23 protein-coding genes and 2 pseudogenes are annotated in these 23,037 nt (G+C 59.3%); 16 read left to right on the forward strand and 9 right to left on the reverse strand.

What is annotated here, in order from left to right; all coding sequences use genetic code 11:
- Positions 1-245: transposase (locus IQ25_RS20385; RefSeq protein WP_144908123.1), on the reverse strand; the 245-nt coding region annotated here is incomplete at its 3' end.
- Positions 246-925: 680 nt separating this feature from the next.
- Here IQ25_RS20385 and rfbA point away from each other — a divergent pair.
- The 4 genes from rfbA to rfbB are packed head-to-tail and all read left to right on the forward strand — an operon-like array spanning position 926 to position 4,251.
- Positions 926-1,810 carry a glucose-1-phosphate thymidylyltransferase RfbA gene (rfbA, locus tag IQ25_RS20390; RefSeq protein ID WP_144908124.1) on the forward strand — a complete coding sequence of 295 codons (885 nt, stop codon included), beginning with the start codon at positions 926-928 and terminating at the stop codon, positions 1,808-1,810.
- On the forward strand, positions 1,807-2,352 hold the full coding sequence (gene rfbC, locus IQ25_RS20395) for a dTDP-4-dehydrorhamnose 3,5-epimerase (RefSeq protein WP_144908125.1): 546 nt from the start codon (positions 1,807-1,809) through the stop codon (positions 2,350-2,352). Before rfbA ends, rfbC begins: the two co-directional genes overlap by 4 nt.
- Positions 2,349-3,206 (forward strand): dTDP-4-dehydrorhamnose reductase, encoded by an 858-nt coding sequence (gene rfbD / locus IQ25_RS20400; protein WP_144908126.1) that lies wholly within the window; start codon positions 2,349-2,351, stop codon positions 3,204-3,206. The genes rfbC and rfbD overlap by 4 nt, the downstream gene beginning before the upstream one ends.
- The gene (rfbB, locus tag IQ25_RS20405) at positions 3,199-4,251 is read left to right on the forward strand and encodes a dTDP-glucose 4,6-dehydratase (protein ID WP_144908127.1); all 1,053 of its coding nucleotides are present in this window, start codon (positions 3,199-3,201) and stop codon (positions 4,249-4,251) included. Before rfbD ends, rfbB begins: the two co-directional genes overlap by 8 nt.
- A gap of 536 nt (positions 4,252-4,787) precedes the next feature.
- On the opposite strand, the gene IQ25_RS20410 is transcribed toward rfbB, so the two are convergent.
- Positions 4,788-5,252, reverse strand: a complete 465-nt coding sequence (locus tag IQ25_RS20410; RefSeq protein WP_144908128.1) for a MucR family transcriptional regulator — start codon at positions 5,250-5,252, stop codon at positions 4,788-4,790.
- A gap of 1,712 nt (positions 5,253-6,964) precedes the next feature.
- Between IQ25_RS20410 and IQ25_RS20420 the strand changes: the two genes are divergently transcribed.
- Entirely contained in the window at positions 6,965-8,065 is a 1,101-nt protein-coding gene (locus IQ25_RS20420) for a GGDEF domain-containing protein (protein ID WP_258537082.1), read from the forward strand.
- A 281-nt stretch (positions 8,066-8,346) separates the two neighbouring features.
- Here IQ25_RS20420 and IQ25_RS21405 read toward each other — a convergent pair.
- Positions 8,347-8,577, reverse strand: a pseudogene (locus IQ25_RS21405) (IS3 family transposase); the annotation flags it as partial.
- Between the two features lie 539 nt (positions 8,578-9,116).
- Between IQ25_RS21405 and IQ25_RS20425 the strand changes: the two are divergent.
- From IQ25_RS20425 to IQ25_RS21410, 4 genes are all read left to right on the forward strand, one after another.
- On the forward strand, positions 9,117-9,467 hold the full coding sequence (locus IQ25_RS20425; RefSeq protein WP_144908130.1) for an antitoxin Xre/MbcA/ParS toxin-binding domain-containing protein: 351 nt from the start codon (positions 9,117-9,119) through the stop codon (positions 9,465-9,467).
- Between the two features lie 4 nt (positions 9,468-9,471).
- Positions 9,472-9,966: an RES family NAD+ phosphorylase gene (locus IQ25_RS20430; protein WP_144908131.1), complete on the forward strand. Its 495-nt coding sequence runs from the start codon at positions 9,472-9,474 to the stop codon at positions 9,964-9,966.
- 520 nt (positions 9,967-10,486) lie between these two features.
- Positions 10,487-11,044, forward strand: a complete 558-nt coding sequence (locus tag IQ25_RS20435) for a hypothetical protein (protein WP_144908132.1) — start codon at positions 10,487-10,489, stop codon at positions 11,042-11,044.
- A gap of 225 nt (positions 11,045-11,269) precedes the next feature.
- Positions 11,270-11,479 (forward strand): hypothetical protein, encoded by a 210-nt coding sequence (locus tag IQ25_RS21410; protein ID WP_258537083.1) that lies wholly within the window; start codon positions 11,270-11,272, stop codon positions 11,477-11,479.
- Between the two features lie 24 nt (positions 11,480-11,503).
- On the opposite strand, the gene IQ25_RS20445 is transcribed toward IQ25_RS21410, so the two are convergent.
- Together IQ25_RS20445 and IQ25_RS20450 are read right to left on the reverse strand one after the other, a co-directional pair.
- Positions 11,504-11,842: a type II toxin-antitoxin system RelE/ParE family toxin gene (locus tag IQ25_RS20445; protein ID WP_144908133.1), complete on the reverse strand. Its 339-nt coding sequence runs from the start codon at positions 11,840-11,842 to the stop codon at positions 11,504-11,506.
- Positions 11,839-12,066: a ribbon-helix-helix domain-containing protein gene (locus IQ25_RS20450; RefSeq protein ID WP_407070610.1), complete on the reverse strand. Its 228-nt coding sequence runs from the start codon at positions 12,064-12,066 to the stop codon at positions 11,839-11,841. The genes IQ25_RS20445 and IQ25_RS20450 overlap by 4 nt, the downstream gene beginning before the upstream one ends.
- Before the next feature lie 253 nt (positions 12,067-12,319).
- On the opposite strand from IQ25_RS20450, the pseudogene IQ25_RS20455 reads away from it, so the two are divergent.
- From IQ25_RS20455 to IQ25_RS20465, 3 genes and pseudogenes are all read left to right on the forward strand, one after another.
- Positions 12,320-13,360: pseudogene (locus tag IQ25_RS20455) on the forward strand (IS30 family transposase).
- A 326-nt stretch (positions 13,361-13,686) separates the two neighbouring features.
- Complete coding sequence (locus IQ25_RS20460) at positions 13,687-13,986, forward strand: type II toxin-antitoxin system TacA family antitoxin (protein ID WP_144908135.1); 300 nt, start codon at positions 13,687-13,689, stop codon at positions 13,984-13,986.
- Between the two features lie 3 nt (positions 13,987-13,989).
- Positions 13,990-14,499, forward strand: a complete 510-nt coding sequence (locus IQ25_RS20465; RefSeq protein WP_144908136.1) for a GNAT family N-acetyltransferase — start codon at positions 13,990-13,992, stop codon at positions 14,497-14,499.
- Between the two features lie 273 nt (positions 14,500-14,772).
- Here IQ25_RS20465 and IQ25_RS20470 read toward each other — a convergent pair whose 3' ends face one another.
- Together IQ25_RS20470 and IQ25_RS20475 are read right to left on the reverse strand one after the other, a co-directional pair.
- A complete protein-coding gene (locus tag IQ25_RS20470; RefSeq protein ID WP_144908137.1) occupies positions 14,773-15,336 on the reverse strand; it encodes a group I truncated hemoglobin in 564 nt (187 codons plus the stop codon).
- A gap of 11 nt (positions 15,337-15,347) precedes the next feature.
- The gene (locus IQ25_RS20475) at positions 15,348-16,253 is read right to left on the reverse strand and encodes a DUF3034 family protein (protein ID WP_258537084.1); all 906 of its coding nucleotides are present in this window, start codon (positions 16,251-16,253) and stop codon (positions 15,348-15,350) included.
- 266 nt (positions 16,254-16,519) lie between these two features.
- Between IQ25_RS20475 and IQ25_RS21110 the strand changes: the two genes are divergently transcribed.
- Entirely contained in the window at positions 16,520-16,939 is a 420-nt protein-coding gene (locus IQ25_RS21110; RefSeq protein WP_158637819.1) for a hypothetical protein, read from the forward strand.
- Between the two features lie 4 nt (positions 16,940-16,943).
- Positions 16,944-19,280: a putative bifunctional diguanylate cyclase/phosphodiesterase gene (locus tag IQ25_RS20480; RefSeq protein ID WP_158637820.1), complete on the forward strand. Its 2,337-nt coding sequence runs from the start codon at positions 16,944-16,946 to the stop codon at positions 19,278-19,280.
- Positions 19,281-20,285: 1,005 nt separating this feature from the next.
- Here the strand turns inward: IQ25_RS20480 and IQ25_RS21115 are convergent.
- A complete protein-coding gene (locus tag IQ25_RS21115; RefSeq protein ID WP_158637821.1) occupies positions 20,286-20,426 on the reverse strand; it encodes a hypothetical protein in 141 nt (46 codons plus the stop codon).
- Positions 20,427-20,960: 534 nt separating this feature from the next.
- On the opposite strand from IQ25_RS21115, the gene IQ25_RS20485 reads away from it, so the two are divergent.
- Together IQ25_RS20485 and IQ25_RS20490 are read left to right on the forward strand one after the other, a co-directional pair.
- A complete protein-coding gene (locus IQ25_RS20485) occupies positions 20,961-22,013 on the forward strand; it encodes a hypothetical protein (RefSeq protein WP_144908139.1) in 1,053 nt (350 codons plus the stop codon).
- 34 nt (positions 22,014-22,047) lie between these two features.
- Positions 22,048-22,821 (forward strand): hypothetical protein, encoded by a 774-nt coding sequence (locus tag IQ25_RS20490; RefSeq protein ID WP_144908140.1) that lies wholly within the window; start codon positions 22,048-22,050, stop codon positions 22,819-22,821.
- Here the strand turns inward: IQ25_RS20490 and IQ25_RS20495 are convergent.
- The coding region (locus IQ25_RS20495) for a transposase (protein WP_144908141.1) at positions 22,816-23,037 on the reverse strand (222 nt) is incomplete at its 5' end. The genes IQ25_RS20490 and IQ25_RS20495 overlap by 6 nt on opposite strands.

A 23,037-nucleotide genomic window follows, 5' to 3' on the forward strand; every position in this document is an offset into this window, starting at 1 on the left:
TGGAATTCCGTTGCTTCGTCTGACAACGAATAGAGCGCCTGCAGCACCAGGATTTTGAACATCAGGACCGGGTCGAACGGTGGTCGGCCGCCCTTGCCACGGACGCTACGGCGCAGAGCGGCAATCAAGGGACCACGGAATACCTCAAAGTCGATCACCCCAGCCAAACGCTCAAGCGGATCACCCGCTGCGCTCAAGGCCTCGTACCGGTCCGAAAGATCAAAGAAACCGGGCTGTCCCGCCATCATCGCCTCCGCTCATCCACAAAGGCAGTGAATCACTCAGTGGCCCTCAACGCCAGAGGTTTTTCGAGGCATCCACCTGGGGATCCCACCTTTCCTTCCCTTCTAGCAGATCAAGGCACTCATTGTCTTGCGCTGTGTCAAGCTCGCAGGCGTACAGGCAGGATGATAAGCGTTTGTCAGATTGCTCAAGCGGGTGGCATTGATCTTTTAACCGGCGTCAAGGTTCAGTTCTCAGCTATCTTCTGTTGACGTCATCGGCCTGAAATCGACCTCTCATTCACCTGAATGAGGCCTTATGCCCCTCGATTTTGCTCAGGCGCATAACCCTATACGTAGTGCTGCGAGCAGACCCCTTCCGCCAGGTGAACAAATCGCGCCATACTGTAGATGCTGGCGGAAAGCACATAGGCGAAGGCATCCATGCAGTCTCGCTTGCGGCCACCTGAAGCATCGTGATCAAGCGTCCGCCAGTGTCGGGTCATCGGGGGTCGGCCTCAACGCCTTGCTGGTGGCACAAGGCGCTGGCAGAGCCGACCCACATTGTGGAAACGCTGTTGTTGACCAACTGTGAGGATGCTGCGATGCAGCCGTCCCAATGTTATGCGCTAATCAGAGGTCTCTCGCTGACCTGTTGGCGAGGCTGCTTGTGATTGGCATCGGGGCAGGGCAGGAACGAACACATGCACCGAAAAGGCATCATTCTGGCTGGTGGATCTGGAACGCGGCTCTATCCAATTACGCGCGGCGTCTCAAAGCAGCTGATGCCAGTGTATGACAAGCCGATGATTTACTACCCGCTCAGCACTTTGATGCTGGCGGGAATTCGCGACATCCTGATCATCACGACGCCTGAGGACGCCGACCAGTTCCAGCGCGTACTAGGAGACGGTTCGGCTTTAGGAGTATCGATTTCCTATGCCGAGCAACCGAGCCCGGATGGGCTTGCCCAAGCTTTCCATATCGGCGCTGATTTCGTCGGGGCCAATCCGAGCGCGCTCGTGCTGGGTGACAACATTTTCTACGGTCACGGCCTACCACAACTTCTGGGTAGCGCAAACGCGCGCGCCGACGGGGCGAGTGTGTTTGCCTACCGCGTGAACAATCCCGAAGCCTATGGCGTTGTTTCCTTCGACGCCAATGGTCGTGCCAGCTCGATCGAGGAAAAGCCTGCCGCGCCGAAGTCGAACTATGCCGTCACCGGTCTTTACTTCTACGACGACACTGTCATCGACCGTGCGCGTGACCTCAAGCCTTCGCTGCGCGGCGAACTCGAGATCACCGACCTCAACCGCCTCTACATGGATGAGGGCCAGCTCTCGGTCGAGATCATGGGCCGTGGCTATGCCTGGCTAGATACCGGCACCCATAGTTCGCTGCTCGATGCCGCAACTTACGTGCGCATCACCGAGGAAAGGCAGGGCCTCAAGATCTGTTGCCCCGAGGAGATTGCCTGGCGTCAGGGCTTCATCGACGATGCTGGCCTCGAAACGATTGCCCAGCAGCTGCGTAAGTCCGGCTATGGCGAGTATCTGCTGCAACTGTTGACCCAGAAGGGCCCGTTGTGAACATCATCGAGTGCAACATCGCGGGGCCGCTGATCATCGAGCCGAAGGTATTCGGCGATGAGCGCGGCTTTTTCATGGAAACATGGAACGTGGGGGACTTCGCACAGGCCGGGCTTAACATCTCGTTCTGTCAGGACAACCACAGCCGCTCGCAGAAGGGCGTGCTGCGCGGTATGCACTTCCAGAATCCTTGCCCTCAGGGCAAGCTGGTGCGCGTTGTGCGTGGCGCGGTATTCGACGTCGTGGTTGACCTGCGGCGCTCTTCGCCCACGTTTGGGCAGTGGACCGGCATAACGCTCTCTGCAGAGAACAAGCGCATGTTCTGGGTGCCCGAGGGCTTTGCCCACGGTTTCCTCACGCTGGAGGACGATACCGACGTCCTCTACAAGTGCACCGCGCCTTACGCGCCACAGTATGAGGCAAGCCTTGCGTGGAATGATCCGATGGTAGGCATCGAATGGCCGGTTGACGGCATCGTGGTGAAGCTTTCTGCCAAGGATGCCGATGGTGTTCGGCTTGCGGACGTGAAGGCCTTTGCGTGAAGGCGCTGATAACGGGCATCAGCGGCCAGCTCGGCAAGGCCCTGCTCTCGACAAGGCCCGAGAATTGGACCTGCGTCGTGCTAGATCGCCATGCGCTTGATCTTTCCGACCCTGACGCGATCGCGCGTGTGGTCGATGCGGAACAGCCTGATCTCGTGCTCAACGCTGCCGCCTACACCGCGGTAGACCGGGCCGAGAGTGAACCTGATCTTGCCCATGCGATCAATGCTGCTGCGCCGGGGGATTTTGCAAAGGCGCTTGCGGGTTCGGACAAGCGTCTGGTCCACGTCTCCACCGATTTCGTTTTCGATGGTGCCAAAGGTCGCAGCTACCGACCGGACGATGCGAAGAACCCACAGTCGGTCTATGGAGCCAGCAAGGCGGCAGGAGAAGATGCTGCCGGTTCGCAAGCGATCATCGTGCGCACCAGCTGGGTCTATGCTGCAGGCGGTGCCAACTTCGTGCGCACGATGCTGCGCCTGATGCGCGAGCGCGACGAGGTTCGCGTCGTGGCCGATCAGATCGGCTCGCCCACCTGGGCTACCGGCCTTGCGCAGACGCTCTGGGACCTTGCCGAGAGCGATCAGCCCGGCATCTACCACCACCGCGATGCAGGCGTTGCCAGTTGGTACGATTTTGCCGTGGCCATTGCCGAGGAAGGTCAAGCCCTTGGCCTGATCGAGCGCATCCCCGACATCATACCCATTGCAACAGCGGACTACCCCACGCCCGCCAAGCGCCCGTCGTTCTCAGTGCTTGACGTGTCGGCCACCCGCGCTCTGCTCGGCGATGCACACGTCCACTGGCGCACCAATCTAAAGACCATGCTGATAGAGGAAATGGCACTTGGCTAACCTTCTCGTCACCGGTGGGGCTGGCTTCATCGGCGGCAACTTCGTTCATTATTGGGCCAAGCAGCATCCGGACGATGCGATCATCGTGCTCGATTGCTTGACCTACGCCGGCAACCGCTCGACCATTGCCGATGTCGAACAGGCCGAACTCGTCGTCGGCGACATCCGCGACACCGATCTGGTTGAAAAGCTTCTGCGCGAACGTGGCGTGGCGACGCTCGTGCATTTTGCAGCCGAAAGCCATGTTGATCGCTCGATTACCGGCCCTGATGCCTTCATCGACACCAACATCCTTGGCACGAACAACCTGCTCAAGGCCGCCCGCAAGGTCTGGCTTGATGAGGGTTCGGGCCGCGATCACCGCTTCCACCACATCTCGACCGACGAGGTCTATGGCTCGCTCGGGCCTAATGATCCGGCGTTCAGCGAAACCACGCAGTATCAGCCCAACTCGCCCTACTCGGCATCGAAAGCTGCGTCTGACCACCTAGTGCGCGCTTATCATCACACTTACGGTCTGAACACGACGACGACCAACTGTTCGAACAACTACGGGCCCTATCACTACCCCGAGAAGCTCATTCCGCTGTTTGTGCTCAATGCGCTATCGGGTAAGCCACTGCCGATCTACGGCGATGGCATGAACGTGCGCGACTGGCTCTATGTCGAGGACCACTGTCGTGGCATCGAGGCGGCGTTGAAGAACGGCAAGCCGGGTGAGACCTACAATATCGGTGGCGGCGAGGAGCTGCCCAACATGGCGGTGATCGACCGCATCTGCGCTGAAGTCGACCGCGCGTTCGATGAGGTCGAAGGCCTCGTCGCGCGTTATCCGGATGCGCCCGCCGCACACGGCCGAAAAACCAGCGAGCTCAAGACTTTTGTCGAAGACCGCAAGGGGCACGACCGTCGCTATGCGATTGACGAGACGAAGGCCCGGGCCACAATCGGTTATGTTCCTCAGCATAACTTCGAGAACGGCTTGCGCCAGACGCTGCACTGGTATCTCGACAACGAAGCCTGGTGGCAGGCTCTCTTACACTAGGATCCGATTCTGCGATTGAAGACCAGGAGATGCTGTTTCTTTAAAGGTTTCCAGACCATGTCTGCGCCGGATGACCCGGAGGCTGGTCTTGCTACATCAGCACCATACTGGCGCACGGAACATCGACACGATGCTGACTACAGAGCGCATCTGATCATCGTCGTCGGCCGATTGCACGTCCCGTGAGACCGTGCCCTTGAATCAGCTCTGAAGCTTCACCACAGAATTCTGGCCTTATCCAGGCTAGCCGCCTGGAACGAGGTGCCCTCGCGCAGTATGGCATATATGATGGCATCGAAGCGACGGGCAAGCGCGATCCAGGCATTTTTCAGGCCGCGAAGCTTTGCGATCTTTCCTGCCCGCATCTTTAGAACATGCGTCCGGTGGCTCGATCAAAATCGCTAAGGCCGGTTATTGGTTCGCGATGACGCCCGAACTACCGGATCCGCTCGGCCAGTCCAGCATCGACCAATCTTGCACCTTGGAAACAATTCCGGTCTCTTCAATGGGCTTGTTGCCCCATCAAAGACGTTTGATCAGGCTTCGACAGCTGCAGTTTTGCGTGAACGCTTGGCTGGCGTGCTGGCGATTTTCTTTTCTGGTTTTCGGCCAAGACCGATCGATTTGGCCAGTTCGCTGCGCCTCTTAGCATATCCTGGTGCAACCATCGGATAGTCTGCCGGCAAGTTCCATCGGGCCCTATATTGATCTGGAGTCATGTTGTAACTGGACGCCAGATGCCGCTTAAGCATTTTCAACTTCTTGCCATCCTCGAGGCAGACAATATAATCGTATTTTAAAGATGACCGAATGGAAACAGCAGGTTCTGGGTTGGAAACTTCAACAAACTCAGGTTTCTCAAGGCCAGCCAATGCGTGGTAAACATTGGAAATCAAGGTCGGAAGGTCACTTACGGTCACGCTGTTGTTTCCAACGTGAGCAGCAACAATATCGGATGTAAGTGTTATGAGCGTTTCACGCATGGCCAGAGTGTCTTTCATTTTCAGGCGACTCCGTTGGAGGTATTTCATTATCTTACCGAGCACGCATTTTAGCGTGATGATTTCGATATAGCTAGACATTGTTTGATTTGTATGGGATAAAATATTGAATTCCTGGGGCTCAAAATGGTCTGCGAAGGAAGCCGAAGAGACGATTGGCTCTGATTCTGCGGCCTTCTATCTTGAGGTTTCCTTTTTTCATTTACGACAAGCTCATCCCGAGTGGGCAAGAACAAGTTTTCAGATTCTTCAGAATGACGGCGAGACTAAGACGCATTTTCTAATCCTGGGCAAATCACGACATTTTGCATGTGGCATCGTGCATAAGACGAGAACGAAGCTTGGCGTTCTGCCAGAATCGGAGACTTGGTATTCCAAGGTACCTCTGTGACAAGCCGGGGACCGGAGAAAAGGCAAACATGGTTTCGAGATTGTTAACCTCCCGTTAGGGGATCGGCGCATATCTCACCCACACGAAGACGTCCGGCTTTGCCGAACGCATCTGCGCTGCGACTGTGCCGGACGTCTTCTCACGCAAGTCAAACGTGTTGCTTGCTTGTGCCTTGCCAGTTTTCGTGATTCAAGCTCTCCATCGCGATGGCCAGCTGGCTGCTGCCGAAAAAGCCAAGCAGGGTGCCCCGTGTAGATGATCGTCGGGTTCTCAGGGGCATTCGTCGCCACGTAACCGGCATCGTCTTTACGCACGTCCAAGGCGATCTCTTCTCCTAAGAGACAAATGTCGTTCTACCTGCCTCAACTCCTGGGCAACGACGTCCGATGCGCGAGGAGAAGGGGAGGAGGGGGCAGGGCAAAGTGCTGACATTGTGTAAGCTTGACCGTGTTAGCTCCCGGACACGACCGGGATCGGCAAGTCTGGTCGCATGAGCGCCATTTCTCGTCGTTGCGCCCTTGCTTGCTGCAGCACTCTTTTCTTGGAGCACACCGGGTAGGTCTCGCTGTCCTCGGGCAGACCATGGTCGATCTTGCGGGCGGAAGCGATGCCAAAAAAGCGCTTGGATTCAGCGGGACAGCTTTGAAGTGATCGAACTCGCTCTTGCCATGACCATCGCCACACCAGTCGCAGAGACTGCTGCAGGTGCAACCATTGTATCGCTTGAAGCCCTGTCCGTGGAGCGGCGTGCAAGATTGATCCCGTTAGCGGGGTGATTGGAGTGGGACCCTAGGGTGGGACAGAAGTCAGGCGGCAGTTTTGACCAACAGGCGGGCGTGTTGCTCCTCGAACTGAGCCGGGCTGAGATAGCCCAAAGCGGAATGTAGGCGACGGCGGGTAGAGGGATGCTGGTTGTAAAGAAGTTTACCAGGATCCGCCGGGGGCACCGGGACGGTAAGCCGATCAAGACGATAGAACGGGATTTGAGGCTGTCGCGTAGCAATCGAGCCTCGCGCTGGCGTCTCCGACTTGTGCTCTTGTGCGTTAACTTCTGGAATGACTCCGGGCTGACGGGTACGGAACCGAATTCGGCGGTTACGTCAGGCACTTGGCCTGTGCTTTCGATCCGGAGCCACAGGCAAACCGTCCCGAAGAGCAGTCTGGATGGGGAAAGTGACCTAAAGCCCACGCCCGTAACTGCACGGAATGGTCCGGAAGTTGCTCCTAAGCATGTTTGACCTATCGCCACTTTGGACTGAGCGAACCTCGTGACACCGCACTGGAGTGCAGGGTGTCGGGGTCTCAAGCGTGGGGTTTGAAATTGGGCAATGAATCGGTTGGAGGTTTGCGCCTCCTGCGTCTCTTCGCTGGTGGGCAGGGGCCTTCGGCAACGAACGACCATAACGACAAAGAGGCTGCGCTGTCTCCGCAAGGCTTGGCTCACAAGATTTTGCTCGATGAGATATCGACGTTCCTCCTGGACAATGCTCTGCCCGTGACAGCGAGCAATCTTCTAGCGGCACACAGTGCGTTCTCGGGCCTTGATACCGTCTTGGCGCGCAGAATTCTCGAACGGCGCGCCTCTGGTCTGGGAATTACGCAAGAGTGGCTTGACCTCAACAAGACGCCTGATGGAATGCAGGAGGGGGTCAAGAAGATCATGGGCAGTCTGGAGGTTTCGCTCGACTCCTTCGCATCGACGACCCGGACTGCGAGAGATGCAGCTGCAAAATACAATTCTGCGATCGAAGCACAGGTATCGCGCGCCAGAGCGCCCAATGCCGAGAGCCCGTTGGCTGCACTGGAGATTCTCGCCAAAGAAATGATTGTCAGGACGCAGAGGTTCGCGGCCGAAATGAAGCGCAGTGAAGACGAAGCACAGGCGCTGCGTCGCGAACTCGACAAAGCCAGACACGATGCTGAAGTCGATCACCTCACAGGGTTACCCAACCGGCGCGCATTTGAGGCTGTTCTGGATCACCACTATCGTGAGGCGCGCCAAGAGGCTGATAACTTGTGTGTTGCCTTTTGCGACATCGATCATTTCAAGCGTGTCAACGACACTCACGGGCATGATACTGGCGACAGGGTCATCAGGGCGGTTGGCGAAGCTCTCGCCCGGATATCAAATGACAAGTGCCATGTCGCACGCCACGGCGGCGAGGAGTTCGTAGTGCTTTTCCGGGGAAAGACTGCCGAAGAAGCATTTGTCACCCTCGACGGAGTTAGAGAGAATTTCGGGTCCCGGGCTTTCGTGAACCGGTCCAACGATAAGCCCATCGGCCAGATTACCTTCTCCGGCGGTATTGCGGATGTCTTTGCGTACACAAACCCACGGGAAGCTCTGAAAGCAGCCGATGAGGCGCTTTACCGGGCGAAGTCCAGCGGTCGGAATCAGATTGTCCTGTCGAGCCTAGACTGACGGTATGAGGTGTCTCAGGCGTCGGACAACCACCGTATCGGGCGTGGGGCAGGTAGGCTGGCAGCGCCCGTGCCAAAGTGTTTGGGCAGTGACGCAGAAATCGTATGGCCAGAAGCTACACCCCAGAGGCAGGGCTTCTGACCGAAAAGTGCCGACTTGAAGCTGAGAAGCGACTATATTCTCCCACTTCCGCCCTGCGTGGTTGGCAACTCAGCTGACACAGGCCGTCTAAGCCTGTGATTCTAAGCGTCCCGGGTTTTCCGGAGGCAGCTTCATTGGGGTCATGCAGCCATGTTGAGGGTCTCATTGTTTGCATAGTAGTTGGCCTCGGCTTCGGCGGGCGGGATACGCCGGATGGTGCCGAAGAGGAAGTGGTGGTTGAGCCAGTTATCCCAGCGCAGGATTCCCATTTCCACGGCCAACACGCTGGGCCAGGATCGCTGCCGCCAAATCATTCCGGCCTTGTAAAGGCCTATGATCGTCTCGGCCAAAGCGCTGTTATAACGTGAGCCCCCAGTTACTCACATAGAAGATTCACGCACCTTCGCACCGATTGCTAAAGGGCAGTTCCCTCGCCTTTTTGCACTTGCAGCAATAGGGTGTTGAGTAGCGCTGAGAATTGACCCGGGAGGGCCAGAAATTATCACTGAGAATTGACCCATGCTTTCCTCGCTCCCGGCTGACAGTCGGGAGGCATCGGAGTGATCGACATGGACTTACTCAGTGTGATCCGCCGCTGGCACTTTCGGCAAGGCATGCCCCATGGAGGTAATCCGAATTTGCAAGTTGAAGTGGTTTACAGAAGCTCTGCACCGTTCCGACCTCCTGAGCCATCCATGTCGTAGTTGAGCGCGAAGACCGGGAAGAGCCATGCCGTGTTCAGAACCGACAGCAAGCTCCAGCCCTTCTGCGTCATGCCAACGGGAGAGGCCCCCCGGTGCGATCGAGCTGCAAGTTGTTGTCCTTTGAAGCACATCGGGACGAGCCACGTGGTGGCTTGAATGCCACATAGAATGACGCTATATCGCGTCAGAATTCATGGAGCATTGCAATGGCGATTCAGAACTATGCGGACAATGGCGCGTTTGCTCCGCGCAAGATCGTCGATGCGCTGCGCACCACCAGCGATGAACTCGCACGCTCGCTGGGCCTCGGCAAGGATGCGATCCAGCGCAAGGACCGGATCTCGTCCGATCGCACCCAACGCCGCCTTCGCCAGATGGTCGAGGTGCTCAACAAGGTCGAACCGCGCTTCGGGTCAGCGTTGCTGGCCTACGCCTGGTACCGCTCGGAGCCGCTGTCGGGCTTCTCGGGCCAGACTGCAATGCAGTTGGTGCAGAGCAACCGGGCTGATGATGTGCTGACCTTTATCGACGCGGTCGACGCCGGCATTCACGCCTAGTCCGATGCACTTCACCGCGCTGCTCTACCGCGCCCACAATCCGGTCTGGTCCCGCGAACCACTGTCGGGGGAAGGGGCAGCCCGGTTTGGGGGACGGTTCAATCGCATGGGGCGCCCGGCGCTCTATACTTCGCTTGCGCCGGAGACGGCGCTGCGCGAGGCCAATCAGGTTGGCACTTTGCAGCCGACAACACTGGTTGCCTATGAGGCCGACATCGGGCCCTTGCTGGATGGCCGCGACACAGCTGCGCTGCAGCCTTTCGGCATGGCGCCAGCGGAGCTCGCTGACCCTTCGTGGCGGGACCGGATGATCTCAGGACAGACCGTGCCGACGCAGGACTTGGCCGAGGCCGCGATTGCGCAAGGCTATGTCGGTATCGTCGTTCCGAGCTATGCCCGCGGCGCTCCCGCCGACGCTATCAACCTCGTCCTGTGGAACTGGGAAGGGCGTATCTCGCTCGTAGATGACGACGACCGGCTTGGCCTGCGCAATCCCTGATTTCTACCGATGAAGCCGGCAAGCTGATGCCTGCCTAGTCTTCGATTCGGCCGCCAAGCAACGGATCGAGATACCACGACGGTCCCTCGAAGAAGTCGGCCGAGCGTGCCGGAACGGGCCCGCCGGGCTCACTCGCGATATGAGGATTGGTCTGCGGTGCGGGCCGCTCGCCTGAGCGAAGGAGCTTCCCCGACATCTCGCAGCGAGGGCGCAGGAGATCCAGCGTCCATTCAAGATCATACCGGGTCCATGCTTGACGCACATTCTAGCATGGCATCTGTGACACTTTGCCCGCGGGCGGAGTGTCATGTTGCGCTGCGCTCGTCACATGTTCGAAGGGGGTGCCATAGCACATGCCCCCAACGATTGCTAAGGAGGTGGAGGGAAGGGAAGTAAGCCAAGCAGCGGTAGGCTGCGCTAGTCTGAAGGCGTGACCGGGCGAAGTGTCACGGGCGACAAACGACATGGCGGGGCACAAAGGGGATTCACAGGATTCACCTTTTGTGCTCAATACTGCTCGATGGAACGAGCCCACGAAATCACCGGTATCGGCGGGATCTATGCGGTCTTGGTCGAGGTATCGAACCGGCCACGCTACGCCTTCCTCGTCCTTCAACTGGTCGCCGAAGCGGCCGACGGGCGAGGGCAGGCCGGCCCCTTCATCGCGGAAGGCGGCGTGCCCGTCCTCCTGCGCAAATGGCTCTGCTCCCAGCTTCTGCCGATGAGTGAGCAGCCCGCACGTCGCGCCGCGTTACGCGCGCGCGTAGCCGCAGCGCTGAAGGACCAACTCACCGGTGACGCCGAACACGACGCCACGCGCATCGACGCGGCGGTCGAGGAGCAGGTCCAGGCGGTCGGTCGCACCAATGTCAGCCGCGCGATTTCCGATCTGGTCCGCGCCGGTCTGATGACCCGGCACTATGCCGGCTACGCCACCAACCACAAGAACCGCGGCGGCGGACGCCATGCAGTCTATGTGGTCAAGCCGGCCGTGCTTGCGCTGCTGCGCAAACCCACGACTCTGCGGCGACCGGGCACACCTGCTGCCAATCCTCAGGGCGAGCTGTTTGCTGCCTGACGCTGCAGCTTCCCATTTTGGCGCCATTACCGCATACTTTGTCCAGATTCCGGTATCAGGTCGGTCGATGGTGTGTTCTACTTTTCTTTCAGCGGTAGCGGGCGAGCTTGGCATTTCGGCCGACAGGCTGTCGGAAACGCTGCATATCACCAAGTCCGAGCTGTCTGTCGTCGCCGGTCTGCCCGCGAGATGCCATGTCGAAGACTGCCCGCCCGCAGCGGCAGCGTGGCAATCCAGTTGCGCCTACGCGACACGATCGAGATCATCGATCGGGCCATCCCCTGGGCAGGAAGCGAGCTTGCCGCCTATGCCTGGTACCGCTCTAAGTCGCTTCGCTCGCTCGGCGACGCTGCCGCCGAAGAACTGGTTCGCCTCGGCCACGGCGAGAAGGTCCGCGCCAATCTCGGGCGGATCGCAGTTGGTGGATTTGCCTGATTTTTGCGCAGACGCCGAGCGGGGTCAGTCACCCATCTCCTTGTCGCCGTCGTCCATCCAGGCCGGGATATCCCGCTTTGCATGCAAGATGCGCCAGACGTCGATGTGCTGGTCCAATTCAATGTAGAATACCAGCCAATGGTAGCCTTTGAGCCGGTACGACCTGAGACCAGGCAGGTTCAGCTCGTGCGCCCACCGCGGGGATCCTGTCGCAGGAGCTTCGCCGATCAAGGCGTAGACACGTTCGAGTGCGTCAATGAAGCCAAAGGCCACATCGGCCCCGGCTTCTTCGATGTAGTGCTCGATCGCGAGATCGGCATCTGTGCGCGCTTGCGCCCGCGGAACAACAGGTTTGGCAGTCACGAAGCCGCGCGACGAACGCGACCTCGCAGATCCTCGAAATAGCCGGCATCGACCGGCGCGCCGGCAGACGAACTCGCGCCTTCGAGCAGCAACGCGCGCAGGCGCTGGATGTCCTGATCCTTGCGGATCAGTTCGCGGACATATTCACTGCTGGTGCCGTAACCGCGCGTCTTGACCTGTTGGTCAACGAACGACTTCATGCCATCGGGAAGCGAAATGTTCATCGTGGTCATGACTGCTTGGATACCACTCTTGGCAAAAATTGGCAAGGGCGGTAATGCATCGTTGCTCCAAGCCGGTTCGTAATCTGCGGCTTTCGCCGATTGGTCATCCTGGCTCGATGACGCCCGCCTCACTTAAGTCATTTATTTAACATAACTATTATTATCAAATCTGAGTTGTCGATACGGGTGGATTCTATTTTGAAGTGCGAAATTCGAGGATTTCTGAGGCCTCAGCCCACTCGGAGGAACGCATATGGGAGCCCAATATCGCCAGCTTGGACGGGGTGATCGCGAGACGATTTCGCGGCTGACAGACGCTCGAATACCCGTGCGCAGGATCGCGGCGGAACTCGGCCGGCATCCATCCACAATCTACCGCGAGTTACGCCGTAACTTCATGCACGACGAAGAGCCGTTCTTCCGCGGTTACTTTCCGAATGTGGCCCAGAGGTACGCTGCAAACCGTCGGGCGCCTGGTCGCAAACTGGTGCGCGATCCTGAACTGGCAGCCAAGGTGATCGATGGTCTACGAAAGAGTTGGTCGCCGGAACAAATCGCCGGACGCTTGCGTCACTCGGGCAGTCGGCGGGTCTGCCACGAGACGATCTACCGCTATGTCTATGGCGAAGAAGGCAAGCGCCAAGCGCTCTATCAGCTTTTACCTTGGTCGCGTAGGCGACGTCGACCGCGCGGCCGCCGCAAGCCACGCGGTCTTCAGATCCCCCACACCAGCTGCATTGGCCAGAGGCCGTCAAGCATCTCGCAAAGAACGGATTTTGGCCATTGGGAGGGCGACCTGGTCATCTTCCGCAAGCAGTTCGGCAAGTCGAATCTGACGTCCATGGTGGAGCGCAAGAGCCGCTTCGTCATGCTCTGGCGCAACCCCAGCAGGACTTCGGCGGGCGTCATGGCTGGCATTGAAGCGAAGCTGGCTCCCCTTCCCTCCGGCCTGCGGCAGAGCATTACCTTTGACCGTGGGACAGAGTTCGCGGCCTACGGCACATTGCGATCCAGGATGGGCATGGGCATCTACTTCTGCGAGCCGAGATCGCCCTGGCAAAAGGGTGGCGTAGAGAACCTCAATTGACGCTTGAGGCGGTTCTTGCCGCTCGATGTCGATATCGCGGCCCTCCCCGTTGACGCGATCGAAGCGGTGTCTGCCAGGCTCAACGACACCCCGCGCAAGTGCCTCGAATACAGGACGCCGCGCGAGAGGTACTCGCCGAAACCATGGCGGTTCATGGCGCCAAAGATGACGGATCATCCGGGGTGGGGCTCGCCCCACCCCGGATGAAATGGTAGCGCTCGACGGATGACGCACTTCAAATGGAACTCACCGACGAACTACGAGCGCCTCGGGCAGCGGTACAGCAAAAGCTTGGCCAATTCGTACTGCAACTGCAGGCGTATAAAATTCTGGTAAAATTCATCGTGGCTGAATGTGAAGCTCCGGGCACCTTAGAAGGCTTGGATCATTAGGAGCGTTGCGGACAGACGCTTTCGGGAACAGCACTGGTCCGATAAGTCGTCTGTCTGCATTGCTCATGGATCGCCCCGACCACATTGGATATGTATTGCATTTTGCAATACACTATGTATAGTGCCATGTGGAGACAGAATATGGCCAAGACCCTTGAACGTAAGGATCACCCGGTATCAATGCGTCTGCCCGATGCCGACATTGCCCTGATTGATCGTGCGGCAAGCGCGCGCGGGCGCTCGCGAACCGATTTCGTGCGAGAAGCTGCTGTGCGGGCCGCCGAAGATGTCCTGATGGACCAGAGGCTCGTTCGGATGAGTGGCGAAGGTTTTGCCGAATTCATCGCGCTGCTGGAACAACCTGCTGAGGCGGTTCCGGCGCTCGTCGATGTGCTTAGGCGACCAGCGCCTTGGGACACGCCCTCGGACGATCGGCACTGACAATTGAGCCTGTCGCCGCCGGAACTGTTGAACCCAGCTCATGAAGTTGATGACTTCGACTGCGGCAAGCCTTCGCTCAATCACTGGCTCAAGACGCGTGCCCTCGCAAATCAGGAGCGTGGGTTCACCGCGGTGTTGGTCGTGCATGAGGCGATGCGGGTGATCGGCTACTATGGCTTGGCTCCGACTTCAGTGATACCCGGCATCCTGCCGCGTCCCATCCGGACGGGGCAGCCACCCGATCCCGTCCCTTGCCTGCTGCTCGGTCAACTCGCGTGCGATCTGGCATGGGCGGGACAGGGCGTCGGATCGGGGTTGCTGCGTCACGCACTGAGGCGGTGTCTGGATGCCTCCCACCTCGTTGGCGGTCGTGCAGTGATCGTCAATGCCATCGACGACGAGTCAGCGGCCTTCTGGCAAAGAAAAGGCTTCCTACCTTCGCGCGACGATCCGCTTGTAATGTTCCAGTCGATCGGTGCCATTGCTGCTTCGTTGGCAGCCCCAGAACTTTGAGCTTTTGCTGCGAGAAGGACTTTGAATGAGAGCCAGCTCACAATTGCAACTAGCGCCACCTGAGCGTCCAGATTGTTGGCATTGCCTACCGGCAGCTATCCGGCGGTCGTAGTACTGGTGCTGTCGGCACCAACCCTTCCAACGCCCTCACCGAGCAGCCGGAGTTGGTCGGCAACTGCAGGAAGCCTAACGCCGCTTCTGGGACATTCCTGCCGTTCATGGCGCACAGCTTGAAAGACGGCTTTCGGCGAGAGCAGGCGTTGCAAAGCGCAGTCAGCGTTCTGTCACTGTCCGGTCCATCGGAGCCAGCTTCGCCAGGAGCCGGTTCTGAGCTGGAAACGAAACTCGTGCCTCGCGCATGGCCTGCTGCAAATGCTCTACCAGCGCATTGAGATCGGCGTGGGTCGTGCCCAGGCCCTTGTGCGCAGCCTTCATGTCGCGCCCGGAATAGCGGCATCCAGCGTTCAAAATATAGCAGACTTGCTCGAACAGCGTGCGTCGCAGCCGCACCATGTCGTGCTCGGCGAAAATTGCCTTGATGCGCGGATCCGCAAGACTGAGATCGAGGGTGCGATCGGTGATACGGCGGATGCCGGTTTGCCCGCCAAAGGCGCGAGACATGCCTTCACCCCTGAACGGGCGTGCTCCGGCATTGCCATCAGCTTGCGGATAGGGATCGAGCGGGATTTCACCGGTCACCGGATCGCGTTCCTTGCGGACCACGCCAAACTCCTTGTCCCAGTCGACCGGAGCTTCGGTGTCGGTCGGGGCAGGCAGTCCGGCAGGGGGTTCGTCCAAGGGAGCAGCGGCAAGCAGCAAAGGCAGGAGGAGCGGCATTGTCGGCCCTTTCAATAGGCGAGCTGCAGAGAAAGCAGCCCACCCCTCTGTTTTGCGAACGTCGCAACCGAACCTACGTCGACATAGGCTGCGGTAACGGTCACGCGCCGGCCAACCGCCCAGGCGGCGAAGAGGTCCTTGGCGTCGTCTTCGCGTGCGATGCCCAGATTGTCGGGCCGCGTGCGCCATTCTCCGCCGATCAACAGCCGCGGTGTAACGAGATACCCCGCTGAGCCTTCGAACTGCACGCTGTGCCCGGCCCGCTTGTCGCCTCCGAACCCCAGAAGACCGAACTGGTTTGCCTTGGTCAGCCGCGCGGTAGCATTGACGAGAACGCTCGCGCCAAGGAAGAGCTTGGTCGCGCTCACGGTAAAATCTGTCCCTGTCGATGCCCGCGCCCCGACTGCGCGCACCACCGCGCCATCCAGGTTGCGCTTGTGCTCAACCCCTACGCTGATCTGTGGCAGGAATTGGGGGCCATAGACAAGATCGCCCACGAGCCGCACTTTCGCAGAGAAGATATCCTGATTGAACTGGAAGCCCTTGCCCAGCCCCAGTGCTGCGCCGACATTGCGCGTGTTGAAGTTCTGCCGCGCATAGGCGAGCTCCACCCGGTCGCGGATGCCGATGGCAAGACCGTGGGTGTCGAGCCGGAAGTCTGGCAGTTCGACGCCGGTCACATGGGCCGAAATGCCGACCGCGCGGTTCGTCCCCATGCCCGAAATTGTTGCCCAGTTGGCGAGCCCGCCGCCCCCACTGCCTTCGATCGTGGCTATGCCGTTGGTCAGGATCAGCTTGCCGCTGTCGAACGTGATAGCCTCCCGCGCGGCGCACGGAGCGGCGAGCGCCAGCGCAACCTGCGGCAGTGCCATGGCGATGCAGAATCGAAACTTCGTCACGCGTTGGCGATTAACCATGATGTCCTTGAGGATTGGTAAAGAGATCAATTTGGCTAATTGACTGAATCTTAGGAGATTCCTGCGACACCGCCGGCATGGAGAAACGTTTCCTGCGACGGCTGCCCCTGGGACTTGCTTGCCTTTTTGCCGTGTCGGCAACCGGGCCCAAAGCGAGCATCGTACAGTTCTTCGATCAGCGTGGGCTGCCGATTGAAGGCGTCGTAATTGAAGTGCCCCCGCCGCCGGGGAGCAATCGCCCACTCGCGTTTTCATGGCGGAGCGCAATGGCCCAGCGCAACGAGACATTCGTGCCTGGCACTCTTGTCGTGCCGAAGGGTGCCAACGTCGCGTTCCCCAATCTCGATTCCGTGCGCCACAGCATCTACAGCTTCTCGAAGCCCGCGCGCTTCCAGATCGATCTCTACGGTCGCGACCAGACGCGCTCGCAGCGCTTCCCGCTGGCTGGCACTGTGGCTCTTGGTTGCAACATTCACGACAAGATGCGCGGCTACCTCCGGGTCGTCTCGACGCCCTTTGCTGCTGCGAGCGATCTCAATGGTCGCGCCCAGATCGAAGGCCTTGTCCCTGGCGCGTACCGCGTCACGTTGTGGCACCCGCGTCTGCGCGGAAGCGGAAACGAGGCGGTGCAGACCGTCACGATCACTCCCGGCGCACCAGCGCGCCTCACCCTCGAACTGCGCTGATCTGATGGTCCGCCCGTTCTTTCTCCGACCGCTCGTGGCCAGCATTGCCCGGTTCCGCCCTCGAACATTGCGCGCCCGCATTGCAGTGCTGCTCATGGCCTTGCTCGCCGGGGTCATGGCCGTCTCGGTGCTTGTCGCGGGCAGCGGTATCAGCCTCTTCGCCCACCGGGTAGCCGAACGCGACATGGCCGCCAATGCCCGCGTATTCGAACAACTGATCGCCACGCGGCAAGGCCAGATGCGCGAATCCGCGATAGTCGTCGCGCGCGACTTCGGGTTCCGCGAGGCTTTCGCCGTTGCCGATCACGCGACACTTGGCTCTGCGCTCGGCAGTCTTGCTGGACGCACCGGTGCCTCCGTTGCCGCTGTTGTCTCGCTCGATGGCAAGGTCGTAACCAACCCCGGAGCCCCGGCGCTTGACGGGGCCAGTCTCCTCCCGGCACTTGATGCGGGCAAGGATAGTGGCGTTATCTCGCTCAAGGGAGAGTTTGCCCTCGCGGTCGCCGCACCTATCGAAATGCCTGATCTCGCCGGCTGGCTGGTGCTTGCTCAGCCGCTCGGCACGCAGGATCTGGGCGCGCTCAGCCGTCTTTCGGCTGTGCCGATCAAGGCGCAGGTTGCTCCTGCAAGTGCGCTCGGCTCTCAGCAGAACGCGCTCGGACTTGGTACCATTGGCGAACTGCCATCGCCGCAGGGAAGTCAGCTCGTGCGACTATCCGCGTTGCCCAGTCTCCAAAGCGGGATTGAGCCCCGTCTGGTTCTCAGTCACTCGCTCGACCAGGCGATGCAGGCCTATCGCACGCTAAACGCCGTCCTCGTCGGGATTGCGCTTGGAGGTACGCTCGCCGGTCTCTGGCTTGGTCTGCGTATTGCGCGAAGTGTCACGCGCCCCTTAAGCCAGCTGGCCGATGCGGCAAGGCGCTATGCTGGCGGCACTGTCGCCAAGGTTGAAGTTGCGGGCGATGCCGAAGTTGCGGCGCTGGCGCAAAGCTTCAACGCAATGGTTGATGCGATCGAGGAACGCGAACGCCAGATTGTCCACAGCGCGTTGCATGATGGCTTGACGGAGCTTCCCAACCGGCGCTTCTTCATCGAGAAGCTCGATCGCGCGGTTGCACGCCAGAGTGCGGTGCATCGCACCATGCTCGTCTTCGTCGATCTCGACAACTTCAAGGTCATCAACGACACAATGGGCCATCCTGTCGGCGATGCGCTTCTGCGCGAGGCCGGGCGGCGGCTGCAGGACCAGTTCCCCGATCACATGGTAGCTCGCTTTGGTGGCGACGAGTTCGGCCTTCTTGTCACCGGCCTGAGCGACAGCGCGGACCCCGCCTCGCTGGCGCGCACGATCCACAGCGTGCTCAATGAGAATATCACCATAGACGGACGGTCGATGCAGCTTACAGCCAGCTTCGGCATGGCGGTGGGGCCGCAGGACGGCCAGAGCGGCGATGAACTGCTGAAGAACGCCGATCTCGCGCTCTACCGCGCCAAGAGCGAGGGCAAGGGTACCTACCATTTCTTCGAAGCCTCGCTCGACGAAGAAGCTCGGCGGCGGCGTCAGCTCGAACTCGATTTGGCCCGCGCGGTGCGCGAGGGTGACTTCGAACTGCATTTCCAGCCGCTATACAGCATGACGCAGCAGCGCCTCAAAGGCTTCGAGGCATTGATTCGCTGGAACCACCCCGAACGCGGCCGCATCAGCCCCGCCGATTTCATACCACTCGCAGAAGAAACCGGCCTCATCATCCCGATTGGCGAATGGGTGATCCGCGAAGCCTGCGCGCAGGCTGCAGCATGGCCGGGCGAGCTCTCGGTCGCCGTCAATATCTCCCCGCGCCAGTTCGCAAGCCCGGTACTCTCGCAGACGATCGTTCAGGCACTTGCTGCCTCGGGTCTGCCCCCACATCGACTCGAACTTGAGATCACCGAGAGCATCTTCATCGGAAATGTCGAGCGCACACTGGGCATGCTCCATGGTCTTCGCAGCCTCGGGGTGCGGATTGCGCTCGACGATTTCGGTACGGGTTACTCCTCGCTGAGTTATCTGCGCAGTTTCCCCTTTGACAAGCTCAAGATCGACCAAAGCTTCGTGCGCGATCTGGGGAGTGATGCCAGTGCCCACGCGATCATCCGCGCGATCACGACGCTGGCCTCCGCGCTGGGCATTGAAACACTGGCCGAGGGCGTCGAACTGGAAGCGACAATGGATGCCCTGCGCCGCGAGGGTTGCGACCTCATCCAAGGCTACCTCATCAGCCGCCCTGTGCCCGCGCATGACGTGGCGGGACTGGTGAAACAGATGAATGGCGTTGGTGCGCTGAGCTGGGCCTGTTCCTAACGGGGTTGGCCAACTTACTACTTCCCGGCCTTCCAAGGGCTTGGATGCCGAACTTTGATCGACGCGACCAACCGGAACCTTCGGTGTACATCGCCATAGGACCACGGTAGGACGTCCAAATGTCAGCTGCTGCCAGGAGCAGGCGTTCGCGTTGAACGAGATGAACGACCGGCTCTGGTCGGCATGCTGCCGGAAGCGGAACGCTGCATCGTGGGACAAAGCCGTCGTCCCGTCTCGCCGTTGAGACGGCTGCTTTTACCGAGTGCAGACATCCCAAGCACACTCGCATGTGATCGTCGTTCGACCGATGCTGGGCCGAAAGGAGACTGTCAGGTTTCAGCGTATAGCGAGTGGAAGCAGACGGATCAGCATTTCTTATCGGCCTTCTTTGCGATATCCTCCCTTTCCTTCAATAACCGTTCCCGGCGCTTTCGAGCGTCCACAAGAAACTCGTGCGGAAGCTCATCGAGTACAGATTCCAGGCTAGCCGGATCCCTTGACACCCAAAGGAAGTAGGGATCGACCAGCTCCATCATTTTCTTGAGTCGCGCCCACTGCAGTGGTTTAGGCGAAGCCGGGATCAAGTCGCGGTGAGCCATGGCCGCGGATTCGAAGGCGCGATCGCGTAAAGCGGCTCGAGCGGCCTTACGAACAGCTGGCGAACTGTCACATGCAAGGTCCACCAACCATGGCGCGGCAATTCCCGGCGGTATCGAACCCGAAATTTGCGCCGCTGCTGCTCGCCGCTTGGCGCTGCTCCCCGTAGTCAAGGGCCGAACCAGATTCACCATCGCCTGCCCGCCCAGTCGCACACGGAGGCGGCGTCGGAGCTCCAACCGTAAAGATGGCGGCGCATCGCAGTATAGGTTTTCATAGGGCGAATTTCCCGATACCGTTTGCGGCGTGGCATTGATTTTGAGGCACAAAAGCCAGCCTCGTCATCCGATAAACAAAAATAGGAATGAAGCTCGAGTATGATGCCCAAGTTCTCGGTTCACAGTGCGGTCAGTCGTTCAGACGTCCAAAATCCATATGGCTGAATGTGCGCAGGGAGAGCCTTGTGTGCTTGAGGACGACCAGTTCAATCCGGTCCAACCGCATGCCCAGCACCCGGCGCAATTGCAGGGCGCGCGAGCGCGCGTGCATCGAGAGAACCATTCCCTGCCTCTACGCAAAGGCGTCGCGACCCCGGCGCAGGTTGCAGCTACTGAGAACGCCTTGAGCGTCTTGCTGAGATCATTGCGGAACTCCCGCTTGGATCCGAGTTTGTTGCGAGCGGGCCTGACGATACGCTTGATGCTAGACCTAGGGCGTAGCGCGGCTCAACTGTCTGGATTGCGGCGCATATCTCTTGCTTCTGAAAAGAGCTGTCCGGCAGCCGAATGGGGGCTTGTCTCGTGGGCAAACGAAGGCTCTACAAAGTTTGGATGGTGGCTGCCAGCGGGTGTACATATCGATCCCAAGCGCCCCGATATAACGGATCGCGGAGCCGTGTGGCTGCCTCTGCTAGAACGAACGAGCCCTTGGTTGGCGATGGCTGGGTTGCTGGAGGGCTGTTGTTCACCGTCACCGCTTTTGGCGGCGACGCCACGAGAGGCTAAGCTGGATGCTTCAGCCTTTCAGGCATGGGCAAAGGCCACCCTTGGCCCTTTAGCCAGTGCACTACCGCGAGTGGACAGATTGCCCGGCACCGTGATCGAAAAATTAGCCTGGGCTTCGACTGGCGACCGAACATTAGGAAAGCAAATCGGGGGCCAGGACCTGGAGCACAGCGCAGCGCGTAGCTACTACACAAGCCTCCCTGTTCCGAAGGCCGCGACGCTATACGCAAAGGCCATGGCCAGGCCAGTATCGGATCTGTCGCTGGTGGCCGAGGCCGACAATCACGGAAGGATCTCGATCCCTTCTTTTGCAAAATCCGCGTTCACGCGCGCGTCGGACAGCGGCAGAGTCTGCGACATACGAAGCACGCTGGAGTTATTAGGACCAAAACCCGATCAGCGCCAGAAAGACCTCGAGCTCATCGCATCTCACAATAAACTTGTAGCCAGGCTGTGGATTTTGCTGGCCCTGTCTACGGCAACCCGTTCCGTCATTGATTGGGTGCCGGGGCTGCGGCGGATTGAACCTCGCACCGGTGGCCTGATTGTCCTCGACAAAGATCGTACGAGTGCTTTGGGAAAAGTAGCTGACCAGAACCTCGGGACATCGCTCGGGCGTGCGCGTCTGGTCTTTCTCCCGCCTGCGGTGCAGGAAATGTTACGGTTTTACATCGACCATTTGCGCACGCTTTCTGGCCGCAACAACATTCACACACGCTCGAAGGCAGTGATCGATCGCCATGTTAAGGGCCTGGAGGCTGACGATGTACTCCCCTTTTTGATTTTGCAGGAACATCCCAAAGGTCTGGCTGAAAAAGGGCTGGTCGTGCGGCAAGCTAAAGTTCTGTGGTTGAAGGAAGCCATCGCTGGACTCGCTGATGTACCGGCCAACTTTGCCCGTCATACTCTGCGTTCAGGCTTGGTGGGTCATTTGCCCCAATCGGTCATTGACGCCTGGCTCGGACATTTTGATCTCGGTACAGAGCCTTGGAGCAATGGCTCTGCATTTGACCCGTCAGCATATCGTGCGCTGCTCAACGTGACCTTCGAAGCGCATTTCGAGGCAGCCGCAGAATTTGATCGGCTTCCTGTCAAGTCGCGTCGAAAGGAATGCAGTGGCAGGCAGGGCTAGAGCGCGACCCGGTTTCGCCTTCGACGGGCCATCGATGGAACGGTTTTGGACGCTCGAGAATGATTTCCTGGCTGCCTTAGGTCGCACTGAGCGCGACCTTTCTGTGAGGCGTAACCAACTGCTCCTGTCTGCAGTCTTGTTCGGTGGGCTGCTTGATGCAGAGACCTGGCCAGATTGGATCAGGTCAGTCATGGGACACCTACGGAGCCTAGCGCCCGGAGAACGGCTGGACGCCCGGCTGACGCAAGCCGTCTTCATTTCGGGAAAGGGCAGAAACTGGTTTGCCGATCCCATTACCCAGAATCTCCTCAGCCGCCAGATGGCAACGAAATCTCGCGGCTCGACTGGGACCGGCAGCCACCAAGGCAGCGACTATGCGCGGATTTTACAACTGGGCGAAACGGCACTCACAACGGAACTCAAGAACTGGGTGCTACCGGCTGCAAAGATCAAGATGGCTCTCCTTTGGCCACCCGTGGTGGTCGAGCATTGCGTTGGTTCACTTCGCTCCGCGTCGTTGTCTCGCAAAGGTTGGAGTGAACTGAACATTTCTGACGTCAAACCTTGCCGCCCCATGCTTGCGCCCGACGAACTTCATCGCCCTGAACCCCCTAAGCCGACGAAAGGTCGCAAACGCCATTGGTTCGAAGACAACCTTTTCCACTTTATCAGAGTGGCAATCGAGAAGGCTATCGACAGCTATGCGACTAGTGCCGATCCCACGTTAGCTCACGAACGATTGGAATTGCATTCGGCCATCACCCACAGCTTAGAGCCTGATTCGAAATTATCCTTCGTAAATTCATGACCTTGCGATGCGGCGGGTGAAGAGCTGGATCGAGGCGATAAACAGCCATGCGGTTGCCGAGGCGATGGTTTGCTCGAAGTCCTTGGCGAGACGGCGGTTCCGATTCAGCCATGCCAGCGTCCGTTCGACGACCCAACGGCGTGGAAGGACCACGAAACCCCTTGCGGTATCGGACCGTTTGACGATCTCGAGGGTCCATCTGCCGATCCGGCTCAG

Origin of the sequence: Novosphingobium taihuense, assembly GCF_007830315.1 — a bacterium.
In the GTDB taxonomy this organism is placed as follows: domain Bacteria; phylum Pseudomonadota; class Alphaproteobacteria; order Sphingomonadales; family Sphingomonadaceae; genus Novosphingobium; species Novosphingobium taihuense.

Bases quoted from the DNA above. Each gene is read 5' to 3' on its own strand.
- IQ25_RS21115 (WP_158637821.1), bottom strand. From the start codon at position 20,426: ATGCACGCGCGCTCGCGCGCCCTGCAATTGCGCCGGGTGCTGGGCATG.
- IQ25_RS20430 (WP_144908131.1), top strand. From the start codon at position 9,472: ATGCACTTCACCGCGCTGCTCTACCGCGCCCACAATCCGGTCTGGTCC.
- IQ25_RS20480 (WP_158637820.1), top strand. From the start codon at position 16,944: ATGGTCCGCCCGTTCTTTCTCCGACCGCTCGTGGCCAGCATTGCCCGG.
- IQ25_RS20450 (WP_407070610.1), bottom strand. From the start codon at position 12,066: ATGAACATTTCGCTTCCCGATGGCATGAAGTCGTTCGTTGACCAACAG.
- rfbA (WP_144908124.1), top strand. From the start codon at position 926: ATGCACCGAAAAGGCATCATTCTGGCTGGTGGATCTGGAACGCGGCTC.
- IQ25_RS20460 (WP_144908135.1), top strand. From the start codon at position 13,687: ATGGCCAAGACCCTTGAACGTAAGGATCACCCGGTATCAATGCGTCTG.
- IQ25_RS20490 (WP_144908140.1), top strand. From the start codon at position 22,048: ATGGAACGGTTTTGGACGCTCGAGAATGATTTCCTGGCTGCCTTAGGT.
- IQ25_RS20475 (WP_258537084.1), bottom strand. From the start codon at position 16,253: ATGGTTAATCGCCAACGCGTGACGAAGTTTCGATTCTGCATCGCCATG.
- IQ25_RS20470 (WP_144908137.1), bottom strand. From the start codon at position 15,336: ATGCCGCTCCTCCTGCCTTTGCTGCTTGCCGCTGCTCCCTTGGACGAA.
- IQ25_RS20435 (WP_144908132.1), top strand. From the start codon at position 10,487: ATGGAACGAGCCCACGAAATCACCGGTATCGGCGGGATCTATGCGGTC.
- IQ25_RS21110 (WP_158637819.1), top strand. From the start codon at position 16,520: ATGGCCCAGCGCAACGAGACATTCGTGCCTGGCACTCTTGTCGTGCCG.
- IQ25_RS20410 (WP_144908128.1), bottom strand. From the start codon at position 5,252: ATGAAAGACACTCTGGCCATGCGTGAAACGCTCATAACACTTACATCC.
- IQ25_RS20425 (WP_144908130.1), top strand. From the start codon at position 9,117: ATGGCGATTCAGAACTATGCGGACAATGGCGCGTTTGCTCCGCGCAAG.